Annotated in this window: 17 protein-coding genes; 16 read left to right on the forward strand and 1 reads right to left on the reverse strand. The window is 41.1% G+C overall.

The features are described from left to right. Window positions 1-9: 9 nt before the first annotated feature. From ODU46_RS05215 to ODU46_RS05250, 8 genes are all read left to right on the forward strand, one after another. Complete coding sequence (locus tag ODU46_RS05215) at window positions 10-324, forward strand: hypothetical protein (protein ID WP_044667780.1); 315 nt, start codon at window positions 10-12, stop codon at window positions 322-324. A gap of 70 nt (window positions 325-394) precedes the next feature. Next, window positions 395-1156 (forward strand): class I SAM-dependent methyltransferase, encoded by a 762-nt coding sequence (locus tag ODU46_RS05220; RefSeq protein WP_024406301.1) that lies wholly within the window; start codon window positions 395-397, stop codon window positions 1154-1156. Beyond that, a complete protein-coding gene (pcp, locus tag ODU46_RS05225) occupies window positions 1153-1800 on the forward strand; it encodes a pyroglutamyl-peptidase I (protein WP_105136122.1) in 648 nt (215 codons plus the stop codon). The genes ODU46_RS05220 and pcp overlap by 4 nt, the downstream gene beginning before the upstream one ends. 11 nt (window positions 1801-1811) lie before the next feature. Then, window positions 1812-2108 carry a DUF4298 domain-containing protein gene (locus ODU46_RS05230; RefSeq protein WP_074391213.1) on the forward strand — a complete coding sequence of 99 codons (297 nt, stop codon included), beginning with the start codon at window positions 1812-1814 and terminating at the stop codon, window positions 2106-2108. A gap of 124 nt (window positions 2109-2232) precedes the next feature. Next, the gene (rpsP, locus tag ODU46_RS05235; protein ID WP_002940682.1) at window positions 2233-2505 is read left to right on the forward strand and encodes a 30S ribosomal protein S16; all 273 of its coding nucleotides are present in this window, start codon (window positions 2233-2235) and stop codon (window positions 2503-2505) included. A 21-nt stretch (window positions 2506-2526) separates the two neighbouring features. Continuing rightward, entirely contained in the window at window positions 2527-2769 is a 243-nt protein-coding gene (locus tag ODU46_RS05240) for a KH domain-containing protein (RefSeq protein WP_012028079.1), read from the forward strand. 75 nt (window positions 2770-2844) lie between these two features. Beyond that, window positions 2845-4581: an ABC transporter ATP-binding protein gene (locus ODU46_RS05245; protein WP_105136121.1), complete on the forward strand. Its 1737-nt coding sequence runs from the start codon at window positions 2845-2847 to the stop codon at window positions 4579-4581. 8 nt (window positions 4582-4589) lie between these two features. Next, complete coding sequence (locus ODU46_RS05250) at window positions 4590-6359, forward strand: ABC transporter ATP-binding protein (RefSeq protein ID WP_105136120.1); 1770 nt, start codon at window positions 4590-4592, stop codon at window positions 6357-6359. A 56-nt stretch (window positions 6360-6415) separates the two neighbouring features. Here ODU46_RS05250 and ODU46_RS05255 read toward each other — a convergent pair whose 3' ends face one another. After that, window positions 6416-7339 (reverse strand): polysaccharide deacetylase family protein, encoded by a 924-nt coding sequence (locus ODU46_RS05255; protein ID WP_105136119.1) that lies wholly within the window; start codon window positions 7337-7339, stop codon window positions 6416-6418. Between the two features lie 104 nt (window positions 7340-7443). Between ODU46_RS05255 and ODU46_RS05260 the strand changes: the two genes are divergently transcribed. The 8 genes from ODU46_RS05260 to ODU46_RS05295 all read left to right on the forward strand — a co-directional run bounded on the left by ODU46_RS05260 (window position 7444) and on the right by ODU46_RS05295 (window position 19545). Then, the gene (locus tag ODU46_RS05260) at window positions 7444-8730 is read left to right on the forward strand and encodes a homoserine dehydrogenase (RefSeq protein WP_002940676.1); all 1287 of its coding nucleotides are present in this window, start codon (window positions 7444-7446) and stop codon (window positions 8728-8730) included. 3 nt (window positions 8731-8733) lie between these two features. Beyond that, a complete protein-coding gene (gene thrB / locus ODU46_RS05265; RefSeq protein ID WP_172115715.1) occupies window positions 8734-9594 on the forward strand; it encodes a homoserine kinase in 861 nt (286 codons plus the stop codon). A gap of 234 nt (window positions 9595-9828) precedes the next feature. Next, the gene (gene murB, locus ODU46_RS05270; protein ID WP_029171811.1) at window positions 9829-10737 is read left to right on the forward strand and encodes a UDP-N-acetylmuramate dehydrogenase; all 909 of its coding nucleotides are present in this window, start codon (window positions 9829-9831) and stop codon (window positions 10735-10737) included. Between the two features lie 37 nt (window positions 10738-10774). Then, window positions 10775-11929: an ABC transporter ATP-binding protein gene (locus tag ODU46_RS05275; protein WP_024384228.1), complete on the forward strand. Its 1155-nt coding sequence runs from the start codon at window positions 10775-10777 to the stop codon at window positions 11927-11929. Beyond that, entirely contained in the window at window positions 11913-12713 is an 801-nt protein-coding gene (locus ODU46_RS05280; protein WP_002938659.1) for an ABC transporter permease, read from the forward strand. The genes ODU46_RS05275 and ODU46_RS05280 overlap by 17 nt, the downstream gene beginning before the upstream one ends. Continuing rightward, window positions 12713-13483 carry an ABC transporter permease gene (locus ODU46_RS05285; protein WP_105115989.1) on the forward strand — a complete coding sequence of 257 codons (771 nt, stop codon included), beginning with the start codon at window positions 12713-12715 and terminating at the stop codon, window positions 13481-13483. The genes ODU46_RS05280 and ODU46_RS05285 overlap by 1 nt, the downstream gene beginning before the upstream one ends. Next, complete coding sequence (locus tag ODU46_RS05290) at window positions 13483-14553, forward strand: ABC transporter substrate-binding protein (protein ID WP_395382210.1); 1071 nt, start codon at window positions 13483-13485, stop codon at window positions 14551-14553. The genes ODU46_RS05285 and ODU46_RS05290 overlap by 1 nt, the downstream gene beginning before the upstream one ends. Window positions 14554-14787: 234 nt before the next feature. Beyond that, entirely contained in the window at window positions 14788-19545 is a 4758-nt protein-coding gene (locus tag ODU46_RS05295) for a S8 family serine peptidase (protein ID WP_398579348.1), read from the forward strand. Window positions 19546-19568: the final 23 nt, after the last annotated feature.

Consider the following 19568-nt stretch of genomic DNA (forward strand, 5'->3'; position numbering starts at 1 on the left):
AGATAAAAAATGAAGGTTCATTTAGTGGATGAGTTTGGGAATGTAAAGGAAGTGAAGGCTGGTTTTTCATGGACAACCTTTTTCTTCAAGTTTTTTGTACCGCTGATTCGAGGTGATTTAAAATGGTTTGCGATTATTTTGGTAGCATTCTTATTTGCCTTGTTAATTGATCGTCGCTTTGATATTCCTTTTATTAATACTGGCTTTGGGATTTTGTGGGGCTATCTCTACAATCGAATCTATATCAAGGAAGCCTTGGCAAAAGGATGGCGTCCGGTTAGTGAAGCTGATCAGGAAGCCATTCGCCAATTTCTACAATCCTAAGTCTTGATTCACAAAGAGATTTAAGTGTGACTTCGTAAGAAGTCACGCTTTTTCTGTTATAATATTTAATATGAAAGTAATCGTAACAACAAGTTTGGGAATGGATGGGCACTTGGTTCAGAAGGCCAAACGGCTAGCTGAAGATTTAGGGATTGTTTACTGTGAGCGGCGGAAGCAAGCCGTGAAGGTCTTACTCAAGCAGGCGGATGCGGTTTTGGTGGTTTATAAGGATCGATTGGTTTTTGAGCAAAAAGAAGGGAGAAAACTCTTTTTCCATCCAGATACTGCCATGTTGCGGATTAAGTCTGGAAGAGATCCGCTTTTAGGATTGCTTGGAAAAGAAAAACAATCAATAATAGACTGTACTATGGGCTTGGGATCTGATAGCATTGTATTAGCAAGTGCTGGTCATCGGGTGACAGCCTTGGAAAGTTCTAAGCTAGTGCACTTTATTGTGAGTCGAGGTTTACAGGATTTTGATAGTGGGCTGCAAGAGGTCAATCGAGCCATGAAATCTATCCAGACAATTTGGACAGATAGTTTGACTTATTTGAAAGAGCAAATAGATAAGTCTGTTGATGTCATTTACTTTGATCCCATGTTTTCAGAAGAAATCAAGGAATCACAAAATCTTTCTGGCTTGTCTGCTTTGGCTGACAGAAGTCGTTTAACGGAGGAAATTGTATCTGAGGCTAAACGAGTAGCTAGGAAGAAATTGATTATAAAGGCTCATTTTCGAGATCAGGTCTTTGAAGAATTTGGCTTTAAACGTCATGTCAGACCTAATCAAAAATTTCACTACGGAGAAATTATTTTGGAGGAGGAAGTATGAAAATCATCGTAACAGGCTTTGATCCCTTTGGTGGCGAATCTATTAACCCAGCCTTGGAAACAATCAAATCTCTACCTAAGACCATTGCTGGTGCAGAGATTATTCTTGTAGAGATTCCGACTGTTTTTGACAAGGCTGCGGATGTTTTAGAGGAGAAAATGGCAGAGCATTTACCTGATGCGGTACTGTGTATTGGTCAGGCTGGTGGGCGAGTTGATTTAACTCCTGAGCGTATAGCCATTAACCAAGATGATGCACGCATTCCAGACAATGAAGGGCAACAGCCGATTGATAGAACGATTCGAGAAGATGGTCAGCCTGCTTATTTCTCCACCTTACCCATCAAAGCAATGGTTGAAGCTATTCATAAGATTGGGCTTCCAGCTTCTGTTTCTAATACTGCTGGGACCTTTGTCTGCAACCATCTCATGTATCAAGCTCTTTACTTGGCGGAGAAACAATTTCCAAAGACTAAGGCCGGTTTTCTCCATATTCCCTTCTTGCCAGAGCAGGTTGTAGACAAGCCAGGACTGGCTTCCATGTCTTTGAACGATATTGTAAGAGGAGTTGAAGTAGCCATAGGAGCAATCGTTGAATATAGGGATAAAGAGGATATAAAAAAGGGTGGTGGTAGTACACACTAATGAAAAATATTATGGAAGCAAGAAAACGTGTAGAGGAAATGGAAAAAATATTTAATAGGCATCTAGAGCTGAACAAGTCCCTTTCCGATAGTGTGACCCAACTCAATCAGGAACAATCGACTTATTTACAGTTATTAGATTATTACCAGAGCCAGATCTATATGGAAGATCTTGATTTATCTAATAAGGGGGATTTCAATGGTATTCCTTGCGGAGTATTGAGTGAAGATGGAGTCTATAATTTACTGTTTGACCGTATAAATCTAGCAAGTCAACTGAGAGAACTAGCAGATATGCTCGAACAATAAAATTTTTTAAAACCTGTCAAGTTTTTTTCTTGACACCCTGTTAAAGTGTGGTATAATAGAACATGTGCTAAATAGCTCTGCTATTTCACCGAATAAAAATACAAAGAAAAGAGAACATTTAAAAATGGCAGTAAAAATCCGTTTGACTCGTATGGGTTCTAAAAAGAAACCTTTCTACCGTATCAACGTTGCAGACTCACGTGCACCACGTGATGGTCGTTTCATCGAAACTGTTGGTACTTACAACCCACTTTTGGCTGAAAACTCAGTAACTCTTAAAGAAGAGCGTGTACTTGAGTGGTTGGCAAAAGGTGCACAACCATCTGATACAGTTCGTAGCCTTCTTTCAAACGCTGGCGTATTGAAGAAATTCCACGAACAAAAATTCTCTAAGTAAGAACAGTAAGCGAGAACACTTATGGACATGATTGAAAATCTCATTATTGCGATTGTGAAACCTTTGATTTCACAGCCTGATAGCTTGACAATAAAAATTGTTGATACACCTGAATTCTTGGAATATCATTTGGATTTGGATCAATCTGATATTGGACGTATCATTGGTAGAAAAGGACGCACAATTTCTGCAATCAGAACGATTGTCTATTCTGTTCCAACAAGTGATAAAAAAGTTCGTTTAGTGATCGACGAGAAAGAATAGAAAGTCACCGTTTGGTGGCTTTTAACTTTACAGAAGGGGTTATGCCCCTTTTTAACATATAGAAAGGGAGATAAGATGAATCTGATTTGGACCTACTTAAAAAAATATCCTAAGTGGATTGCCTTAGACTTGGTGGGGGCCTTCTTATTTGTAGTGGTAAACTTGGGCTTGCCGACTTTTTTGGCTAGGATGATTGACCAAGGAATTACAAAGAACGATGTTAGTCAGCTCTATTTCTGGGCGGGGATGATGGGACTGATTGTCCTGCTCGGTATTGTTGGTCGAGTGACACTTGCCTATGCAGCTGGAAAATTGACGACCAATATCGTCAAAGATATTCGAAATGATCTGTATGAGAAAATTCAGGACTACTCTCATCATGAATATGAGCAGATTGGTGTTTCTTCTCTAGTTGCTCGTATGACAAATGATGCCTTTGTTCTCATGCAATTCTCTGAAATGGTGTTGAAACTCGGTATTATTACACCCTTGATGATGATTGCTTCTGTCATCATGACCTTGGTAACCAGTCCGAGCTTGGCCTGGACAGTAGCAGTAGCCATGCCTTTTCTGGTTTTTGTTATTTTCTATGTGGCAACCAAAACTCGTCCTCTTTCTGAAAAGCAACAAAAACGTTTGGATACGATCAACCAATATGTTCGTGAAAATCTCATGGGCTTACGTGTCATTCGTGCCTTTACTCGTGAAGAGTTTCAAGAGGAGCGCTTTGAGTCGGTCAATGAGGAATATACCGATATTTCCAAAAAACTCTTTAATCTGACTGGTCTGACAGAACCTCTCTTTGTCCAAATTATCATTGCTATGATTGTGGCCATTGTCTGGTTCGCTTTGGAGCCCTTGAGAACAGGTAGTCTGCAAATCGGTGATTTGGTAGCCTTTATCGAATATAGTTTCCACGCGCTTTTCTCATTCTTGCTCTTTGCTAACTTGTTTAACATGTATCCACGTATGTCGGTATCGAGCCAACGGATTCAGGAAGTCTTGGACATGCCCATTTCCATTTCTAAGAATGAAGATGGGATTACTGAAACAGATACTCGTGGTTATTTGGAATTTGAAAATGTAACCTTTGCCTATCCTGGTGAAACGGAATCGCCTGTTCTCCACAATATTTCATTCAAGGCTAAGCCTGGTGAAACCATTGCCTTTATTGGTTCAACAGGTTCTGGCAAGTCTTCCTTGGTCAACTTGATTCCACGTTTCTATGATGTGACACTTGGTCGTATCTTGGTGGACGGTGTGGATGTCAGACGCTACAATCTAAAGGCACTCCGCAGCAAGATTGGCTTTATTCCGCAGAAAGCTCTGCTATTTACCGGAACAATCGCAGAAAACCTCAAGTACGGTAAGATGGATGCTAGTCTTGCTGAACTTCATGATGCGACGGATGTGGCTCAGGCTAAGGAGTTTATCGAGAGTAAGGAAGAAAAATTCGACACCCATCTAGCAGAAGGCGGAAGCAACCTGTCAGGCGGGCAAAAGCAACGTTTGTCCATTGCGCGTGCCATTGTCAAACAGCCAGACATTTACATTTTTGATGATTCCTTCTCAGCCTTGGATTATAAGACGGATGCCATTTTGAGGAGTCGTCTGAAGGAAGTGACGGAAAATGCGACGGTGCTGATTGTTGCCCAACGTGTCGGAACCATTATGGATGCTGACCAGATTATCGTGCTGAACGAAGGTGAAATCGTTGGTCGTGGTACCCACAATGAATTGATGGAAAGCAATGAGATTTACCGAGAAATTGCCAACTCTCAACTTAACCGTCAATCGTTAACAGAAGAATAGGAGGAATTATGAAGAATAGATCAGTATTTACCCGTGTTTGGGACTATTTGCGTCGTTACAAATCTTCTGTATTTTTAGCTGTTTTTCTAAAGACCATCAGTGCAGTTATGAATGCCTTGGAGCCCTTTGTACTGGGACTTATCATCACAGAATTGACCAAGAATCTGTTGGATATGGCAAATGGAGTAGAAGGAGCGCAGATTAACTATTCCTACATTGCCATCATGCTTGCGCTCTATGCACTTCGTGCCCTTCTATATGAAATCGGCGCCTATGGTTCTACCTATTTCATGACTAAGGCGGTACAGGGAGCAACCAAGGAACTGCGGCAGGATTTGAGTCATAAGATTAACAAGATTCCTGTTTCTTATTTTGACAAGCACCAGTATGGTGATTTACTCGGACGTTTTACAAGCGATGTGGAGACTGTGTCGAACGCCCTGCAACAAAGTTTTCTCCAGCTCGTCAATGCTGTACTAACCCTTTCTTTAGCCATTTTCATGTGTTTCTGGTTGGATGTATCCCTAGCACTTGTAGTCGTAACCTTGGTTCCAGTGACCTATTTTGGTTCCAAGTTTGTCATGGGCAAATCCCAGCCTTATTTCAAGCAACAGGCTGATGCCCTAGGTCGATTGAACGGCTTTGTCCAAGAAAATCTGACAGGTTTTAACGTTCTCAAACTCTACGGCCGTGAAGAAATTTCTACAGAAGAATTTCGCCAGATTACCTCAGATTTGCAGGAAGTTGGTTTCAAGGCTAGTTTTATGTCTGGTTTGCTCATGCCCCTGGTACACGGCTTATCGAACATTGCCTATGTAGTCGTGGCCTTACTTGCTGGTCTGAAAGTTCTTGCAGGTACATTGACAGTTGGTAATATGCAGGCCTTCGTCCAATACGTCTGGCAGATTTCTCAGCCAGTCCAAACCTTGACCCAGTTGGCACCCCAGTTGCAGTCTGCTAAATCTTCCCTTGAACGCATCTTTTCAGTCTTAGATGAGCTTGACGAAGAAGACGCCAATGCGCTAGAGTTGACAGCTGGTTTGACCGGACAAGTCAGCTTTGAACAGGTCGAATTCGGCTATTCAGAAGACAAGCCGCTTATCCGAAACTTTAATCTTGATGTTAAGCCAGGTGAAATGGTGGCGATCGTTGGACCAACAGGGGCTGGTAAGACAACCCTCATCAACCTTCTCATGCGTTTCTATGATGTCACATCCGGTGCTATCAAGGTGGATGGTCAGGATATTCGGAATATTTCTCGTCAATCCTACCGTAGTCAATTTGGTATGGTCTTGCAAGATGCTTGGCTCTATGAAGGGACCATCAAGGAAAACCTGCGTTTTGGGCGTCTGGATGCGACGGATGAGGAAATTGTGGAGGCTGCCAAAGCAGCCAACGTTGACCACTTTATCCGTACCCTGCCTGGCGGTTATAATATGGAAATGAACCAGGAATCCAGCAATATTTCCCAAGGTCAGAAACAGCTTTTGACTATTGCACGTGCCTTGTTGGCGGATCCTGCTATTCTGATTCTTGACGAAGCAACTTCTTCAGTTGATACTCGTTTGGAACTATTGATTCAAAAGGCCATGAAACGGTTGATGAAAGGGCGGACAAGTTTCGTCATCGCCCACCGTTTATCTACCATTCAGGAAGCTGATAAGATTTTGGTCTTGAAGGATGGACAGATTATCGAACAAGGTAACCATGAAAGTCTTTTGGCAGATAAAGGTTTCTATTATAATCTTTATCAAAGTCAGTTTAGTGAATCCAAATAAAAAACGAACTCCCTTGTCAGTGACAGGGAGTTTTCTCATATACATGTTTGTGAAAATTAATAGGAAATTTCGGATAATAGCCCCTCAGCGGTAGTGGTTGGGAGGATGCGGACACGATTGAGAGTCAGTAATCCGTCACTAGCAGAAGCCAAGCCGTTGTTAGTAGTCACACCAAGTTTGTAGCCAGCTTGTTCTGTCAATGCCACGGTATCTGCTGAGTATCGTCCACCAGGGTAGGCGATAGCGATGGTTTCCTGATTTAATTGGCTGTCAAGATAGGCTTTAGAGGAAGTAAGTTCATTTGTTTGATCCTCGATAGAACTATACTCTAAATCAGGATGGTTGACGGTATGCCCTTGGAAGGAGAGCCCTGCGGTCTGCATTTCCTTGATTTGATCAAGAGTAAGGTGCCCTGCTTGTCCATATTCAGTAAACCCTGTAATGACATTGTTAGTTGCCTTCATTTGATATTGCTTAAGCAATGGGTAGGCATAACTATAAAAATCCCAGAGGCTATCGTCAAAGGTTAGCCAGACAACCCTTTTGCCAGCAGGAAGGACATTTTCTGTCAATACTTTATAAGCCTCTTCAGGTGATAAAGTATAGTAACCTGCATCTTGCAATGCTTTTAGATGACTTTCGAAAGTCGTTGGATCTACGATAAGATTCGCATTAGCTTCTTCCTCGGGAGCCATTACGTGAATGGCATGATACATGAGGATTGGAAGTTTGATAGGTTCAGTTTGCTGTTCCCAAATGATTTCTGTTTGTACTTCACTACTTTCTGAAGTCATAACACTCGAACTGGCTGTTGTCTCTACCGTTGAAGCTTTGGAATCACTTTGCTGCTTAGATGACTGTTTTAGAAAGATTAGAAAAATAGATAGTAGAGTCACTACTAATAATGCGATACCAAGTAGCATTGGCACAAGTTGTTTCTTTTGTGTGCGGCTTCGACGGGATCTTCTTGAATGTTTCATTATCTTATCTCCATAATCATATATTAAAACAATTATATCAAATTTTTTGCCAAATAGTCAGAATATTTGTTATAATGGGAGAAATACATTTTAAAGGAGAGCACATGGTAGTTAAGATAGGATTATTAGGATTTGGAACCGTTGCGAGTGGTGTGCCATTTTTATTAGAAGAAAACCAGGAAAAAATAGAGAAAGCCGCGCATGATAGTATTGAAGTTGCTAAGGTTTTGGTCAAGGATGAAGCAGAAAAAGACCGTCTCTTGGCTGCAGGTCATGACTATCATTTTGTAACAAATATTGATGACATTTTGGCTGACGAAGATATCGCCATTGTAGTTGAGCTGATGGGACGTATTGAGCCAGCAAAAACATTTATTACACGTGCCTTGGAAGCAGGCAAGCATATTGTAACAGCCAATAAGGATTTACTTGCTGTTCATGGTAGCGAATTGCGTGCCTTGGCTGAAGAGAAGGGTCTTGCGCTTTATTATGAAGCTGCAGTTGCAGGTGGTATTCCAATCTTGCGTACCTTGGTCAACTCTTTGGCTGCTGATAAGGTAACTCGTATCCTCGGTGTATTGAATGGTACTTCAAACTTCATGTTGACTAAGATGGTTGATGAAGGCTGGACTTACGAAAAAGCTCTTCAAACAGCGCAGGAACTTGGCTATGCAGAATCTGACCCAACAAATGACGTTGAGGGGATTGATGCGGCTTACAAGGCTGTTATCCTCAGTCAATTTGCTTTCGGGATGACAGTTGATTTTGAACACGTAGCACACAAGGGTATTTCAAATATCACGCCAGAAGATGTAGCAGTGGCACAAGAGTTGGGCTACGTCATCAAACTTGTGGGTGATATTCAAGAAACTACCTCTGGTATTGCTGCCGAAGTATCTCCAACCTTCCTACCGAAAAATCATCCACTTGCAAGCGTGAATGGTGTGATGAATGCTGTATTTGTTGAATCTATCGGCATCGGCCAGTCTATGTACTATGGACCGGGCGCTGGGCAAAAACCGACTGCAACAAGTGTTATGGCTGACATTATTCGTATCGTTCGTCGCTTGAAAGACAATACTATCGGTAAAGCTTTTAATGAATATAGCCGCCCACTTCAATTGGCAGCCCCAAGCGATGTGAAGAGCGAATATTATTTCTCAATTGATGCGCCTGATAAAAATGGAAAAATGCTTCGTTTAGCAGAAATCTTCAATTCTGAAGAAATTTCCTTCAAGCAAATTCTGCAACAAGCTGCAGATGGAGAAACAGCCCGCCTAGTGATTGTGACCCATGAAATGAGTAAGACTCAGTTGGAAAATGTAACAGACAAATTGAGCAAAGAAACAGACTTTACTGTCTTAAATACCTTTAAAGTACTGGGAGAATAAGCAATGAAAATTATTATTCCAGCAACTTCAGCTAATATCGGTCCAGGATTTGATTCAGTAGGTGTTGCCCTTTCGAAATATCTAACGATTGAAGTGTTTGAAGAGACTGATGAATGGGTGATTGAGCACAATCTTGAACATGTTCCATCAGACAAGAACAATCTTTTGATCAAGACAGCTTTAAAGATTGAAAAAGGATTGCAGCCGCATCGTATCAGAATGATTAGCGATATTCCCTTGGCACGTGGTTTGGGTTCATCCAGTTCCGTTATCGTAGCTGGTATCGAATTGGCTAATCAATTAGCAGGTTTGAATATGACAGCGGATGAAAAATTGCTCAAAGCTACAGAAATTGAAGGACATCCTGATAATGTAGCCCCAGCGATTTTTGGTAATTTAGTCATCTCTAGCTATGTTAATAAGAAAGTACAGGCAGTTGTAACAGAATTCCCAGAAGCAAGTTTTGTTGCCTTTATTCCAAACTACCCACTGCGTACGGTTGAAAGCCGAGGTGTACTACCTTCTCAGATGGGGTACAAGAAAGCAGTGGCTGCTAGTGCCATTGCAAACGTTGCTGTTGCCAGTTTGATGGCAGGTGATCTGGAAAAAGCTGGGAAAGCAATTCAGTCAGACATGTTCCATGAACCGTTCCGTCAGCTACTTGTTAAGGAGTTTTGTCCAATCAAGCAAACTGCACAGGAGTTGGGAGCCCATGCAACCTACTTATCAGGTGCCGGTCCAACAGTGATGGTATTAGCGCCCAAAGATAGGGAGGACGCTATTGTTCTAGCATTAGAGGAACTGAATCTAGACGGAACTGTCCACCGCCTTCAAGTTGATACCAAGGGGATTGCTATTGTATAGATAGTGATAATCTATCATTTGCAAAACTAAAAATGTTTATTTTATTGGAGTTCACCATCGCAACTATAAGCGGTAGGAAGGGAACTCCCTTTTTTGTGCATTCCATTCTCCATTTCAAAATATTGGTGCAAATTAATTTGGCTTGTGAAAGTATTTTTGTTGAATTTTATTCGTTTTCTCCTGTAATTTTTGGTATAATAAATCCTGTATATCTTAAATTGAAATGAGAAGGTTATGAAAGATAAAATTAGGCTTGAATTAGAAGGCATCGATATTCGATTCGATGAGCCTTTAAAAGAATATACCTATACAAAAGTAGGAGGAGCTGTTGATTATCTAGCTTTTCCGCGGAATCGTTACGAGATTGTTCGTATAGTAGAATTTGCTAAACGCGAAGGTATTCCATGGCAAGTGTTAGGAAATTCAAGTAATATCATTGTCCGAGATGGCGGTATTCGTGGTTTTGTTATCCGTATGGATAAACTTAACTCCGTTACTGTATCAGGATACACCATTGAAGCAGAAGCAGGTGCCAATCTGATTGAAACGACAAAAGTCGCACTTTTCCATTCTTTATCAGGATTTGAATTTGCTTGTGGTATTCCGGGAAGCGTTGGTGGTGCTGTCTATATGAATGCAGGTGCTTATGGAGGTGAAGTAGCACACATTCTAGTTTCAGCGCAGATTTTGACTCCAGCAGGTTATGTCGAAACATTGGACAATCGTGAGTTACGATTTGGCTACCGTTCTTCTATCTTGCAGGAAAACGGTGCGATTGTTTTGTCTGCAAAATTTGCCCTCAAGCCAGGAAATCATACGGTTATTCAACAAGAAATGGCTCGTTTGACACATTTACGCGAGCTCAAGCAACCTTTGGAATATCCATCTTGTGGTTCAGTCTTTAAACGTCCACTTGGTCACTTCGCAGGACAGTTGATTATGGATGCAGGTTTAAAAGGTTATCGAATCGGTGGAGTCGAAGTTTCTGAAAAACACGCTGGCTTTATGGTCAATGTTGCTGATGGAACGGCATTGGACTATGAACATTTGATTGCCCATGTGATTGAAGTCGTTGAAAAATCTTCAGGAATTACTCTGGAGAGAGAGGTGCGTATTATCGGCGATCCTGCTGATACACTCTAGCCATCAGGCTCTTACAAAAAGAAGGAATTTATGAGAATTGAAAAAGCCAATTATTGAATTTAAGAACGTTTCAAAAGTATTTGAAGACAGTGGAACAACTGTATTAAAGGATATTAGTTTTGAATTGGAAGAGGGGAAATTTTATACCCTTTTAGGAGCTTCTGGTTCAGGTAAATCAACGATTTTGAACATTATTGCTGGTTTATTGGATGCGAGTTCAGGTGATATTTATCTGGACGGTCAACGGATTAATGATGTTCCGACTAATAAACGGGATGTCCATACGGTTTTCCAGTCCTATGCCCTTTTCCCACATATGACTGTCTTTGAAAATGTGGCTTTTCCTCTTAAATTACGAAAGGTTGACAAGGCTGAAATCGAACGCCGTGTGACAGAAGCCTTACAAATGGTCCGACTTTCTGGTTATGAAAATCGTTCCATTCAGAAATTGTCTGGTGGTCAACGCCAGCGGGTTGCTATTGCACGTGCGATTATCAACCAGCCTCGCGTCGTCTTGCTAGATGAACCACTTTCTGCCCTGGACTTGAAACTAAGAACAGAAATGCAGTATGAACTGCGTGAATTACAACAACGTCTAGGAATTACCTTCGTCTTCGTTACCCATGACCAAGAAGAAGCTCTGGCCATGAGTGACTGGATTTTTGTCATGAATGAAGGTGAGATTGTCCAGTCTGGGACGCCAGTGGACATTTACGACGAGCCAATCAACCATTTTGTTGCTACCTTCATCGGTGAATCCAATATCCTTCCAGGCCGCATGATAGAAGACTACTTGGTTGAGTTTAACGGCAAACGCTTTGAAGCTGTCGATGGCGGTATGCGACCAAACGAAGAAGTTGAAGTTGTTATCCGTCCAGAAGATTTGCAGATTACCTTACCTGAAGAAGGCAAATTGCAGGTAAAAGTGGATACTCAGCTCTTCCGTGGTGTTCACTATGAAATCATCGCCTATGACGACCTTGGTAATGAGTGGATGATTCACTCAACTCGTAAGGCCATTGTCGGAGAAGTGATTGGTCTAGATTTTGAGCCAGAAGATATTCATATCATGCGTCTCAATGAAACAGAGGAAGAATTCGATGCTCGTATCGAAGAATATGTGGAAGTGGAAGAAGTAGAAGATGGCTTGATTAACGCCATTGAGGAGGAACGCAATGAAGAAAACCTCTAGGCTTTTTGCAATTCCCTATGCCCTATGGGTCTTTCTCTTTGTACTCGCTCCAGTTGCCTTGATTATCTTCAAATCTTTCTTTGATATTCATGGCAATTTCACTTTGGCCAACTACCAGACCTATTTTAACTCGCCAAATATGACCTATCTGCGAATGAGTTTCAACTCTATTTTTTACGCAGGTATTATTACTCTGGTCACACTTTTGGTTTCCTACCCAACAGCCTATTTCTTGACCAAACTCAAGCATAGACAGCTCTGGCTCATGTTGATTATCTTGCCAACCTGGGTCAATCTTTTGCTGAAAGCCTATGCCTTTATCGGTATTTTTGGACAACACGGCTCTATCAACCAGTTCCTAGAATTTATTGGTCTAGGAGCTCAGCAAATTCTTTTCACGGATTTCTCCTTTATTGCTGTTGCAGCCTATATCGAGATTCCGTTTATGATTTTGCCGATCTTTAACGCCTTGGATGATTTGGATAAAAACCTAATCAATGCCAGTCGTGATTTGGGAGCAACTCCTTGGCAGACCTTCACAAAAGTTATTTTTCCTCTTTCCATGAACGGCGTTCGTTCAGGTGTTCAAGCGGTTTTTATTCCGAGTTTGAGCCTCTTCATGTTGACCCGTTTGATTGGCGGTAACCGAGTCATTACACTGGGAACAGCCATCGAACAACATTTCCTCACAACACAAAACTGGGGAATGGGTTCAACCATTGGTGTGGTCTTGATTTTGGCCATGCTCTTGATTATGTGGATGACGAAAGAGAGGAAGAAATAATGAAGAAATTTGCAAATATTTACTTAACAGTTGCCTTTCTCCTTCTCTACTTGCCCATTTTCTATCTCATTTTTTATGCCTTTAATGAAGGCGGGGATATGAATGGCTTTACAGGCTTTACCTTGGAGCATTTTTCTTCCATGCTCAGTGATAGCCGTCTCATGCTCATCTTAGCTCAAACCTTCCTATTAGCTTTTTTGAGTTCTTTGATTGCGACACTTATCGGAACTTTCGGCGCCATCTATATCTATCAGGCAAAACCTCGTTTTCAAAATGCACTCTTGTCTGTCAATAATATCTTAATGGTAGCACCGGACGTCATGATTGGGGCGAGTTTCTTGATTCTCTTTACCATGATTGGTTTCCAGCTTGGCTTTGTCTCAGTATTGCTCAGTCATATTGCCTTTTCTATTCCAATCGTAGTATTGATGGTCTTACCTCGTCTGAAGGAAATGAATGCGGATATGATTTCAGCAGCTTATGATTTGGGGGCAACTCAGCCACAAATGCTGAAAGAAATCATGTTGCCATACTTAACACCAGCCATCATTGCAGGCTACTTCATGGCCTTTACCTATTCCTTGGATGACTTTGCCGTGACCTTCTTTGTAACAGGGAATGGTTATTCAAACCTTTCAGTTGAAATCTACTCGCGGGCTCGTCAAGGGATTTCTCTAGAAATCAATGCCTTGTCAACCCTAGTTTTCCTTTTCTCTATCTTATTGGTAGTGGGTTATTATTTCATCTCACGTGAAAAGGAGGTCAACTAATGAAACGATTGTATTCATTTTTTGTAGGAATTATAGCTATTGTCCTAGTTTTATGGGGAATTAGTTATAAGTTAGAAGCTGATTCAACCCAGGGGACAACTGATAAACTTGTCATCTATAACTGGGGCGATTATATTGATCCAGAATTACTCGCAGAATTCACTGCTGAAACAGGTATTCAGGTAGATTATCAGACCTTTGACTCCAACGAATCCATGTACACAAAGATTAAGCAGGGTGGAACAACATACGATTTGACAATCCCATCTGAGTACATGATTTCTAAGATGACAGAAGAAAATATGTTAATCAAGCTAGATAAATCTAAGATTGAAGGGATAGAAAATATCGATCCACGATTTATGGGACTTAGCTTTGACAAGAATAATGATTATTCTATTCCATATTTCTGGGGAACCTTGGGCATTGTTTACAATGAAACCATGGTAGAAAATCCTCCTCAGGAATGGGAAGACTTGTGGTCAGAGGAGTACCGTGACAATATCATGTTAATTGATGGTGTGCGTGAAGTCATGGGTTTTGGTCTACAATCACTGGGTTATAGTCTCAATTCCAACAATCCTACCGAGATTGAAAAGGCAGCCGAACATCTTTATAATTTAACTCCAAATGTCAAAGCAATTGTTGCTGATGAGATAAAAGGTTATATGATACAAGATGCGGCAGCAATTGCTGTTTCATTCTCAGGTGAGGCGAGTGAAATGTTAGATGGAAATGAAAATCTGCGCTATGTTGTACCATCAAAAGGTTCTAACCTTTGGTTCGATAACATGGTCATTCCAAAAACAGCAAAAAATATTGATGGAGCTTACGCCTTTATGAGTTTTATGCTTCGTCCTGAAAATGCGCTTCGCAATGCAGAATATGTTGGCTATTCAACACCAATTCCTGCAGCCAAGGTTATGCTGGATGAGGAGACTCAGAACGACGAATCCTTCTATCCTTCAGAAGAAACGATGAAGAAGATGGAAGTTTATGATAATCTTGGACCAGAGATGCTTGGAATGTATAATGACCTCTATCTCCAATTCAAGATGTATCGGAAATAGTCTGAATATCCATATCTAGTTTTCAAATCAGCAACCGCAAATAGTGGTTGCTTTTTACTGTTCATTTAATACATCCAGTATCACAGAGTCCAGTTATAAATATTAACTATACCTAGTTATAGTTTGAAGAAATAACTGAATTTTCAGAATATACTTGCAATGCCGATAATTTTATGTTTTAATATATTTATTGGTTTTGCCAATAATGAAGGAGAAAAACTAGGAGGAAAAGTTATGAAAAAGAAAGAAACTTTCTCACTTCGGAAGTATAAAATTGGAACTGTGTCTGTTCTTTTGGGTGCAGTTTTTTTGTTTGCAGGTGCACCATCGGTAGCTGCAGATGAATTGACAAGCCTTGTAGAGACTAAGGTGGAAGCAACTGTTCCTGACGCAATCGTCAGCGAATCAGCCTCAGAAAGTCCCGTAGTCGAGGAGTTAGTTGACACTTCTGTGGAGGCTACCTCAACTGAGGTAACCACTACAGATAACGAAGAGGAAGCACCTGGCTCAGAAGCTCTTGAAAACATCACAAATGCAGAAGTAGAAACAACTCAACCAGCTGTAGAAACTCCAGCTATTTCAGAGAAAAAAGTAGAAGAAGAGGAGAAGCTTTCCACAGCAGATGAGACTACTGCTATTGCTAATCAGGAAGAAGCGAAACCACAAAACATTGATAGTAATACGATCATTACAGTACCTAAAGTTTGGGATAGTGGTTACAAGGGCGAAGGAACAGTAGTTGCAATCATAGATTCCGGTCTTGACGTTGACCACGATGTATTGCATATTTCAGACCTCTCAACTGCAAAATATAAATCAGAAAAAGAGATAGAAGCAGCTAAAGAAGCAGCAGGAATTACCTACGGTGAATGGTTTAACGATAAGGTTGTATTTGGTTATAACTATGTTGATGTGAATACTGTCTTGAAAGAAGAAGACAAACGTTCACACGGTATGCACGTAACAAGTATTGCCGCAGGAAATCCGACACAACCAGTCGCTGGACAATTAATGTATGGTGTAGCTCCTGAAGCGCAAGTCATGTTTATGCGTGTATTCTCAGACCTCAAAGCTACAACAGGCGCAGCATTGTACGTAAAGGCGATTGAAGATGCTGTAAAATTAGGTGCAGATAGCATCAACCTCAGTCTGGGAGGAGCTAACGGCTCTGTTGTTAACATGAACGAAAATGTGACTGCAGCAATCGAGGCTGCTCGTCGTGCAGGGGTTTCTGTTGTTATTGCAGCTGGTAATGATGGAACATTTGGTTCAGGTCATTCTAATCCGTCAGCCGATTATCCAGATTATGGCTTGGTCGGTGCTCCTTCAACAGCTCGCGATGCAATTTCTGTCGCTTCTTACAATAACACAACGGTTGGTAGTAAAGTAATTAATATCATTGGCTTAGAAAACAATGCTGATTTGAATTACGGTAAGAGTTCGTTTGATAATCCAGAGAAAAGTCCTGTACCATTTGAAATCGGGAAAGAATATGAATATGTCTATGCGGGAATCGGTCAAGCTTCGGATTTTGATGGTCTAGATTTGACTGGAAAGCTTGCACTCATCAAACGAGGAACGATTACTTTCTCAGAAAAAATAGCCAATGCAACAGCTGCAGGTGCAGTAGGGGTGGTCATTTTCAATAGTCGTCCAGGTGAAGCCAATGTAAGCATGCAACTTGATGATACAGCTATTGCAATTCCATCTGTCTTCATTCCATTGGAATTTGGTGAGGCTTTGGCAGCTAACTCATATAAGATTGCGTTCAATAACGAAACGGATATTCGCCCTAACCCAGAAGCAGGTCTTCTTTCAGATTTTTCAAGTTGGGGTCTATCAGCGGATGGCGAGTTAAAACCAGACTTAGCTGCTCCAGGTGGTGCTATTTATGCAGCCATCAATGATAATGACTATGCCAACATGCAGGGAACAAGTATGGCTTCACCACACGTGGCAGGAGCAGCCGTACTAGTAAAACAGTATTTACAGGCAACTTACCCTACTAAGTCCCCTCAAGAAATCGAAGCCTTAGTAAAACACTTGCTTATGTCTACTGCTAAAGCACATGTGAACAAAGAAACAACAGCCTACACTTCCCCACGCCAACAAGGTGCAGGTATCATCGATACTGCAGCAGCTATTTCTACAGGTTTATATTTGACTGGCGAAGATGGCTATGGCAGCATTACCTTGGGAAATGTTGAGGATACATTCAGCTTTACGGTCACACTTCATAACATTACAAACGAAGATAAGACTTTAAACTACTCAACACAATTAACAACGGATACTGTGCAAAACGGATTGATCACCTTGGCTCCACGTCTATTAGCAGAGATTCCTGGCGGTAAGGTGACTGTGAAAGCCAATTCAAGTACAACTGTTACAATTAATGTCGATGCATCAAGCTTTGCAGAAGAATTGACAGGTTTGATGAAAAATGGTTACTATCTTGAAGGTTTTGTTCGATTTACAGATGTAGCCGACGGCGGTGATATTGTCAGCATTCCATACGTTGGTTTCCGTGGGGAATTCCAAAATCTAGCCGTTCTAGAAGAGCCGATTTACAATCTTATTGCCGATGGTAAGGGGGGCTTCTACTTTGAACCTGTTACAGCACAGCCAAATACTGTTGACATCAGCCATCACTACACAGGTCTTGTTACAGGAAGTACAGAGTTAATCTATTCTACAGACAAACGATCTGACCTTGCGATCAAGACTCTTGGGACATTCAAAAATGAAGCAGGATACTTTGTTTTAGAGCTTGATGAGTCTGGTAAACCTCATTTAGCTATCTCGCCAAATGGGGATAACAACCAAGATTCGCTCGCTTTCAAAGGTGTCTTCTTGAGAAATTATACTGATTTAGTCGCAAGCGTCTATGCTGCAGATGATACTGAGCGAACAAATCCACTTTGGGAAAGTCAACCACAGTCAGGCAATAAAAACTTCTATAGTGGTGATCCTAAAAATCCAAAATCAAGCATTATTTATCCTACTGAATGGAATGGAACAGATAGTGACGGAAATGCTTTAGCAGATGGTAAGTATCAATACGTTTTGACCTACTCATCTGAAGTTCCAGGTGCAGCAGTACAAACTATGATTTTCGACGTTATCATCGATAGAGAATCACCAGTTATCACCACAGCTACCTATGATGAAACAAACTTTACATTTAACCCTCGTCCAGCCATTGAAAAAGGAGAATCAGGTCTATATCGTGAGCAAGTATTCTATCTTGTAGCAGATGCAAGCGGTGTGACAACTATTCCTTCCTTATTAGAAAATGGTGATGTAACCGTTTCTGATAATAAGGTATTTGTGGCACAAAACGATGATGGCTCCTTCACATTGCCTCTTGATCTTGCAGATATTTCAAAATTCTACTACACAGTGGAGGATTATGCTGGTAATATCAGCTATGAAAAAGTAGAGAATCTGATCAGTATTGGCAATGAAAAAGGGTTGGTAACTGTCAATATTCTTGATAAAGATACAAATAGTCCTGTACCAATACTTTTCTCTTACTCAGTCACCGATGAAACAGGCAAGATTGTTGCAGAATTACCACGATATGCCGGCGATACTAGTGTTCTTAAGCTACCATTTGGTACCTACACCTTTGATTTATTCCTATATGATACAGAGTGGTCAAGCCTAGCAGGTGAAACAAAAGCAGTCGTGACAATTTCGGAAGAAAATAGCACTGCCGAGGTAAATTTCTATGTGACTTTGAAAGATAAGGCCAACTTGCTGGTAGATATTGATGCATTACTACCTTCTGGTTCAACCATCCAACTGGTAACTGCTGATGGCCAGACTATTCAGCTACCAAATGCTAAATATTCTAAGACCGATTATGGTAAATTTGTACCAGTTGGTACCTACACTATCCTTCCAACCCTCCCAGAAGGCTATGAATTTTTGGAAGAATTAGACGTAGCAGTACTAGCAAACCAGTCAAATGTTAAGAAATTAACCTTGATTAATAAAGTTGCTCTGAAAGAACTGATCGCTGAACTTGCAGGACTTGAAGAAACAGCGCGTTATTACAATGCTAGTCCAGAACTTCAAACTGCCTATGCTAAAGCATTAGAAGATGCCAATGCAGTATATGCCAACAAACACAATCAGGCACAAGTAGATTCAGCACTTGCCAGTCTTGTGGCGGCGAGAGAACAGCTAAACGGTCAGGCTACCGATAAAGAAAAACTAATTGCTGAAGTATCAAACTACACACCGACTCAGGCAAACTTTATTTATTACAATGCTGAAAATACCAAACAAATTGCCTATGATACAGCTGTTCGTTCAGCACAACTTGTATTGAACCAAGAGAATGTAACACAGGCAGTTGTCAACCAAGCGTTGGCTGACTTGTTAGCAGCGAAAGCCAACTTAGATGGTCAAAAGACTGATATTTCAGCCCTTCGTAGCGCAGTATCCGTTTCTTCCGTATTAAAAGCGACAGATGCTAAGTATCTCAATGCATCTGAGAACGTGAAACAAGCTTATGACCAGGCAGTTGAAGCAGCGAAAGCGATTCTAGTTGATAAATCTGCAAGCCAAGCAAGTGTCGATCAAGCTCTAGCCGTTCTGACAAGCGCTCAGGCAGAACTGGATGGTGTTGCTACTTCAACAAATGATGCCAAAGAGCCAGCAAATACTGCCACTGACAAAAAAGATGAAGGCACTGTAACGCCTCCACCTATAGACTCAGAAAAAGTTGATGTACAGGCACCTCCTGTAAAAGATACTGGGAATTCAGGGCATGTACCGATAGGTCAGAAGCCAAACCCTCAACCAACTTTACCTCGTCCAGTCACTTTGCAAGCTAGTCTATCTAGCCCTAATCAAGAAAAACAGGTGACTCAACTACCAAATACTGGAGAAAATGATACGAGATACTATCTTGTTCTTGGTGTCATTATTGGGCTTGGGACTCTGTTGGTAAGCAAACGACGTCACAAGGAAGAAGTATAACCAACACTAGCTTTATCACAAGT

Origin of the sequence: Streptococcus sp. 2020WUSS089, from assembly GCF_044427405.1 — a bacterium.
In the GTDB taxonomy this organism is placed as follows: Bacteria; Bacillota; Bacilli; order Lactobacillales; family Streptococcaceae; genus Streptococcus; species Streptococcus hashimotonensis.

Bases quoted from the DNA above. Each gene is read 5' to 3' on its own strand.
- ODU46_RS05260 (WP_002940676.1), top strand. From the start codon at position 7,444: ATGGTAGTTAAGATAGGATTATTAGGATTTGGAACCGTTGCGAGTGGT.
- ODU46_RS05240 (WP_012028079.1), top strand. From the start codon at position 2,527: ATGGACATGATTGAAAATCTCATTATTGCGATTGTGAAACCTTTGATT.
- ODU46_RS05220 (WP_024406301.1), top strand. From the start codon at position 395: ATGAAAGTAATCGTAACAACAAGTTTGGGAATGGATGGGCACTTGGTT.
- murB (WP_029171811.1), top strand. From the start codon at position 9,829: ATGAAAGATAAAATTAGGCTTGAATTAGAAGGCATCGATATTCGATTC.
- ODU46_RS05255 (WP_105136119.1), bottom strand. From the start codon at position 7,339: ATGAAACATTCAAGAAGATCCCGTCGAAGCCGCACACAAAAGAAACAA.
- ODU46_RS05290 (WP_395382210.1), top strand. From the start codon at position 13,483: ATGAAACGATTGTATTCATTTTTTGTAGGAATTATAGCTATTGTCCTA.
- ODU46_RS05280 (WP_002938659.1), top strand. From the start codon at position 11,913: ATGAAGAAAACCTCTAGGCTTTTTGCAATTCCCTATGCCCTATGGGTC.
- ODU46_RS05230 (WP_074391213.1), top strand. From the start codon at position 1,812: ATGGAAGCAAGAAAACGTGTAGAGGAAATGGAAAAAATATTTAATAGG.
- ODU46_RS05295 (WP_398579348.1), top strand. From the start codon at position 14,788: ATGAAAAAGAAAGAAACTTTCTCACTTCGGAAGTATAAAATTGGAACT.
- ODU46_RS05245 (WP_105136121.1), top strand. From the start codon at position 2,845: ATGAATCTGATTTGGACCTACTTAAAAAAATATCCTAAGTGGATTGCC.
- ODU46_RS05250 (WP_105136120.1), top strand. From the start codon at position 4,590: ATGAAGAATAGATCAGTATTTACCCGTGTTTGGGACTATTTGCGTCGT.
- pcp (WP_105136122.1), top strand. From the start codon at position 1,153: ATGAAAATCATCGTAACAGGCTTTGATCCCTTTGGTGGCGAATCTATT.
- ODU46_RS05285 (WP_105115989.1), top strand. From the start codon at position 12,713: ATGAAGAAATTTGCAAATATTTACTTAACAGTTGCCTTTCTCCTTCTC.
- thrB (WP_172115715.1), top strand. From the start codon at position 8,734: ATGAAAATTATTATTCCAGCAACTTCAGCTAATATCGGTCCAGGATTT.
- ODU46_RS05215 (WP_044667780.1), top strand. From the start codon at position 10: ATGAAGGTTCATTTAGTGGATGAGTTTGGGAATGTAAAGGAAGTGAAG.
- rpsP (WP_002940682.1), top strand. From the start codon at position 2,233: ATGGCAGTAAAAATCCGTTTGACTCGTATGGGTTCTAAAAAGAAACCT.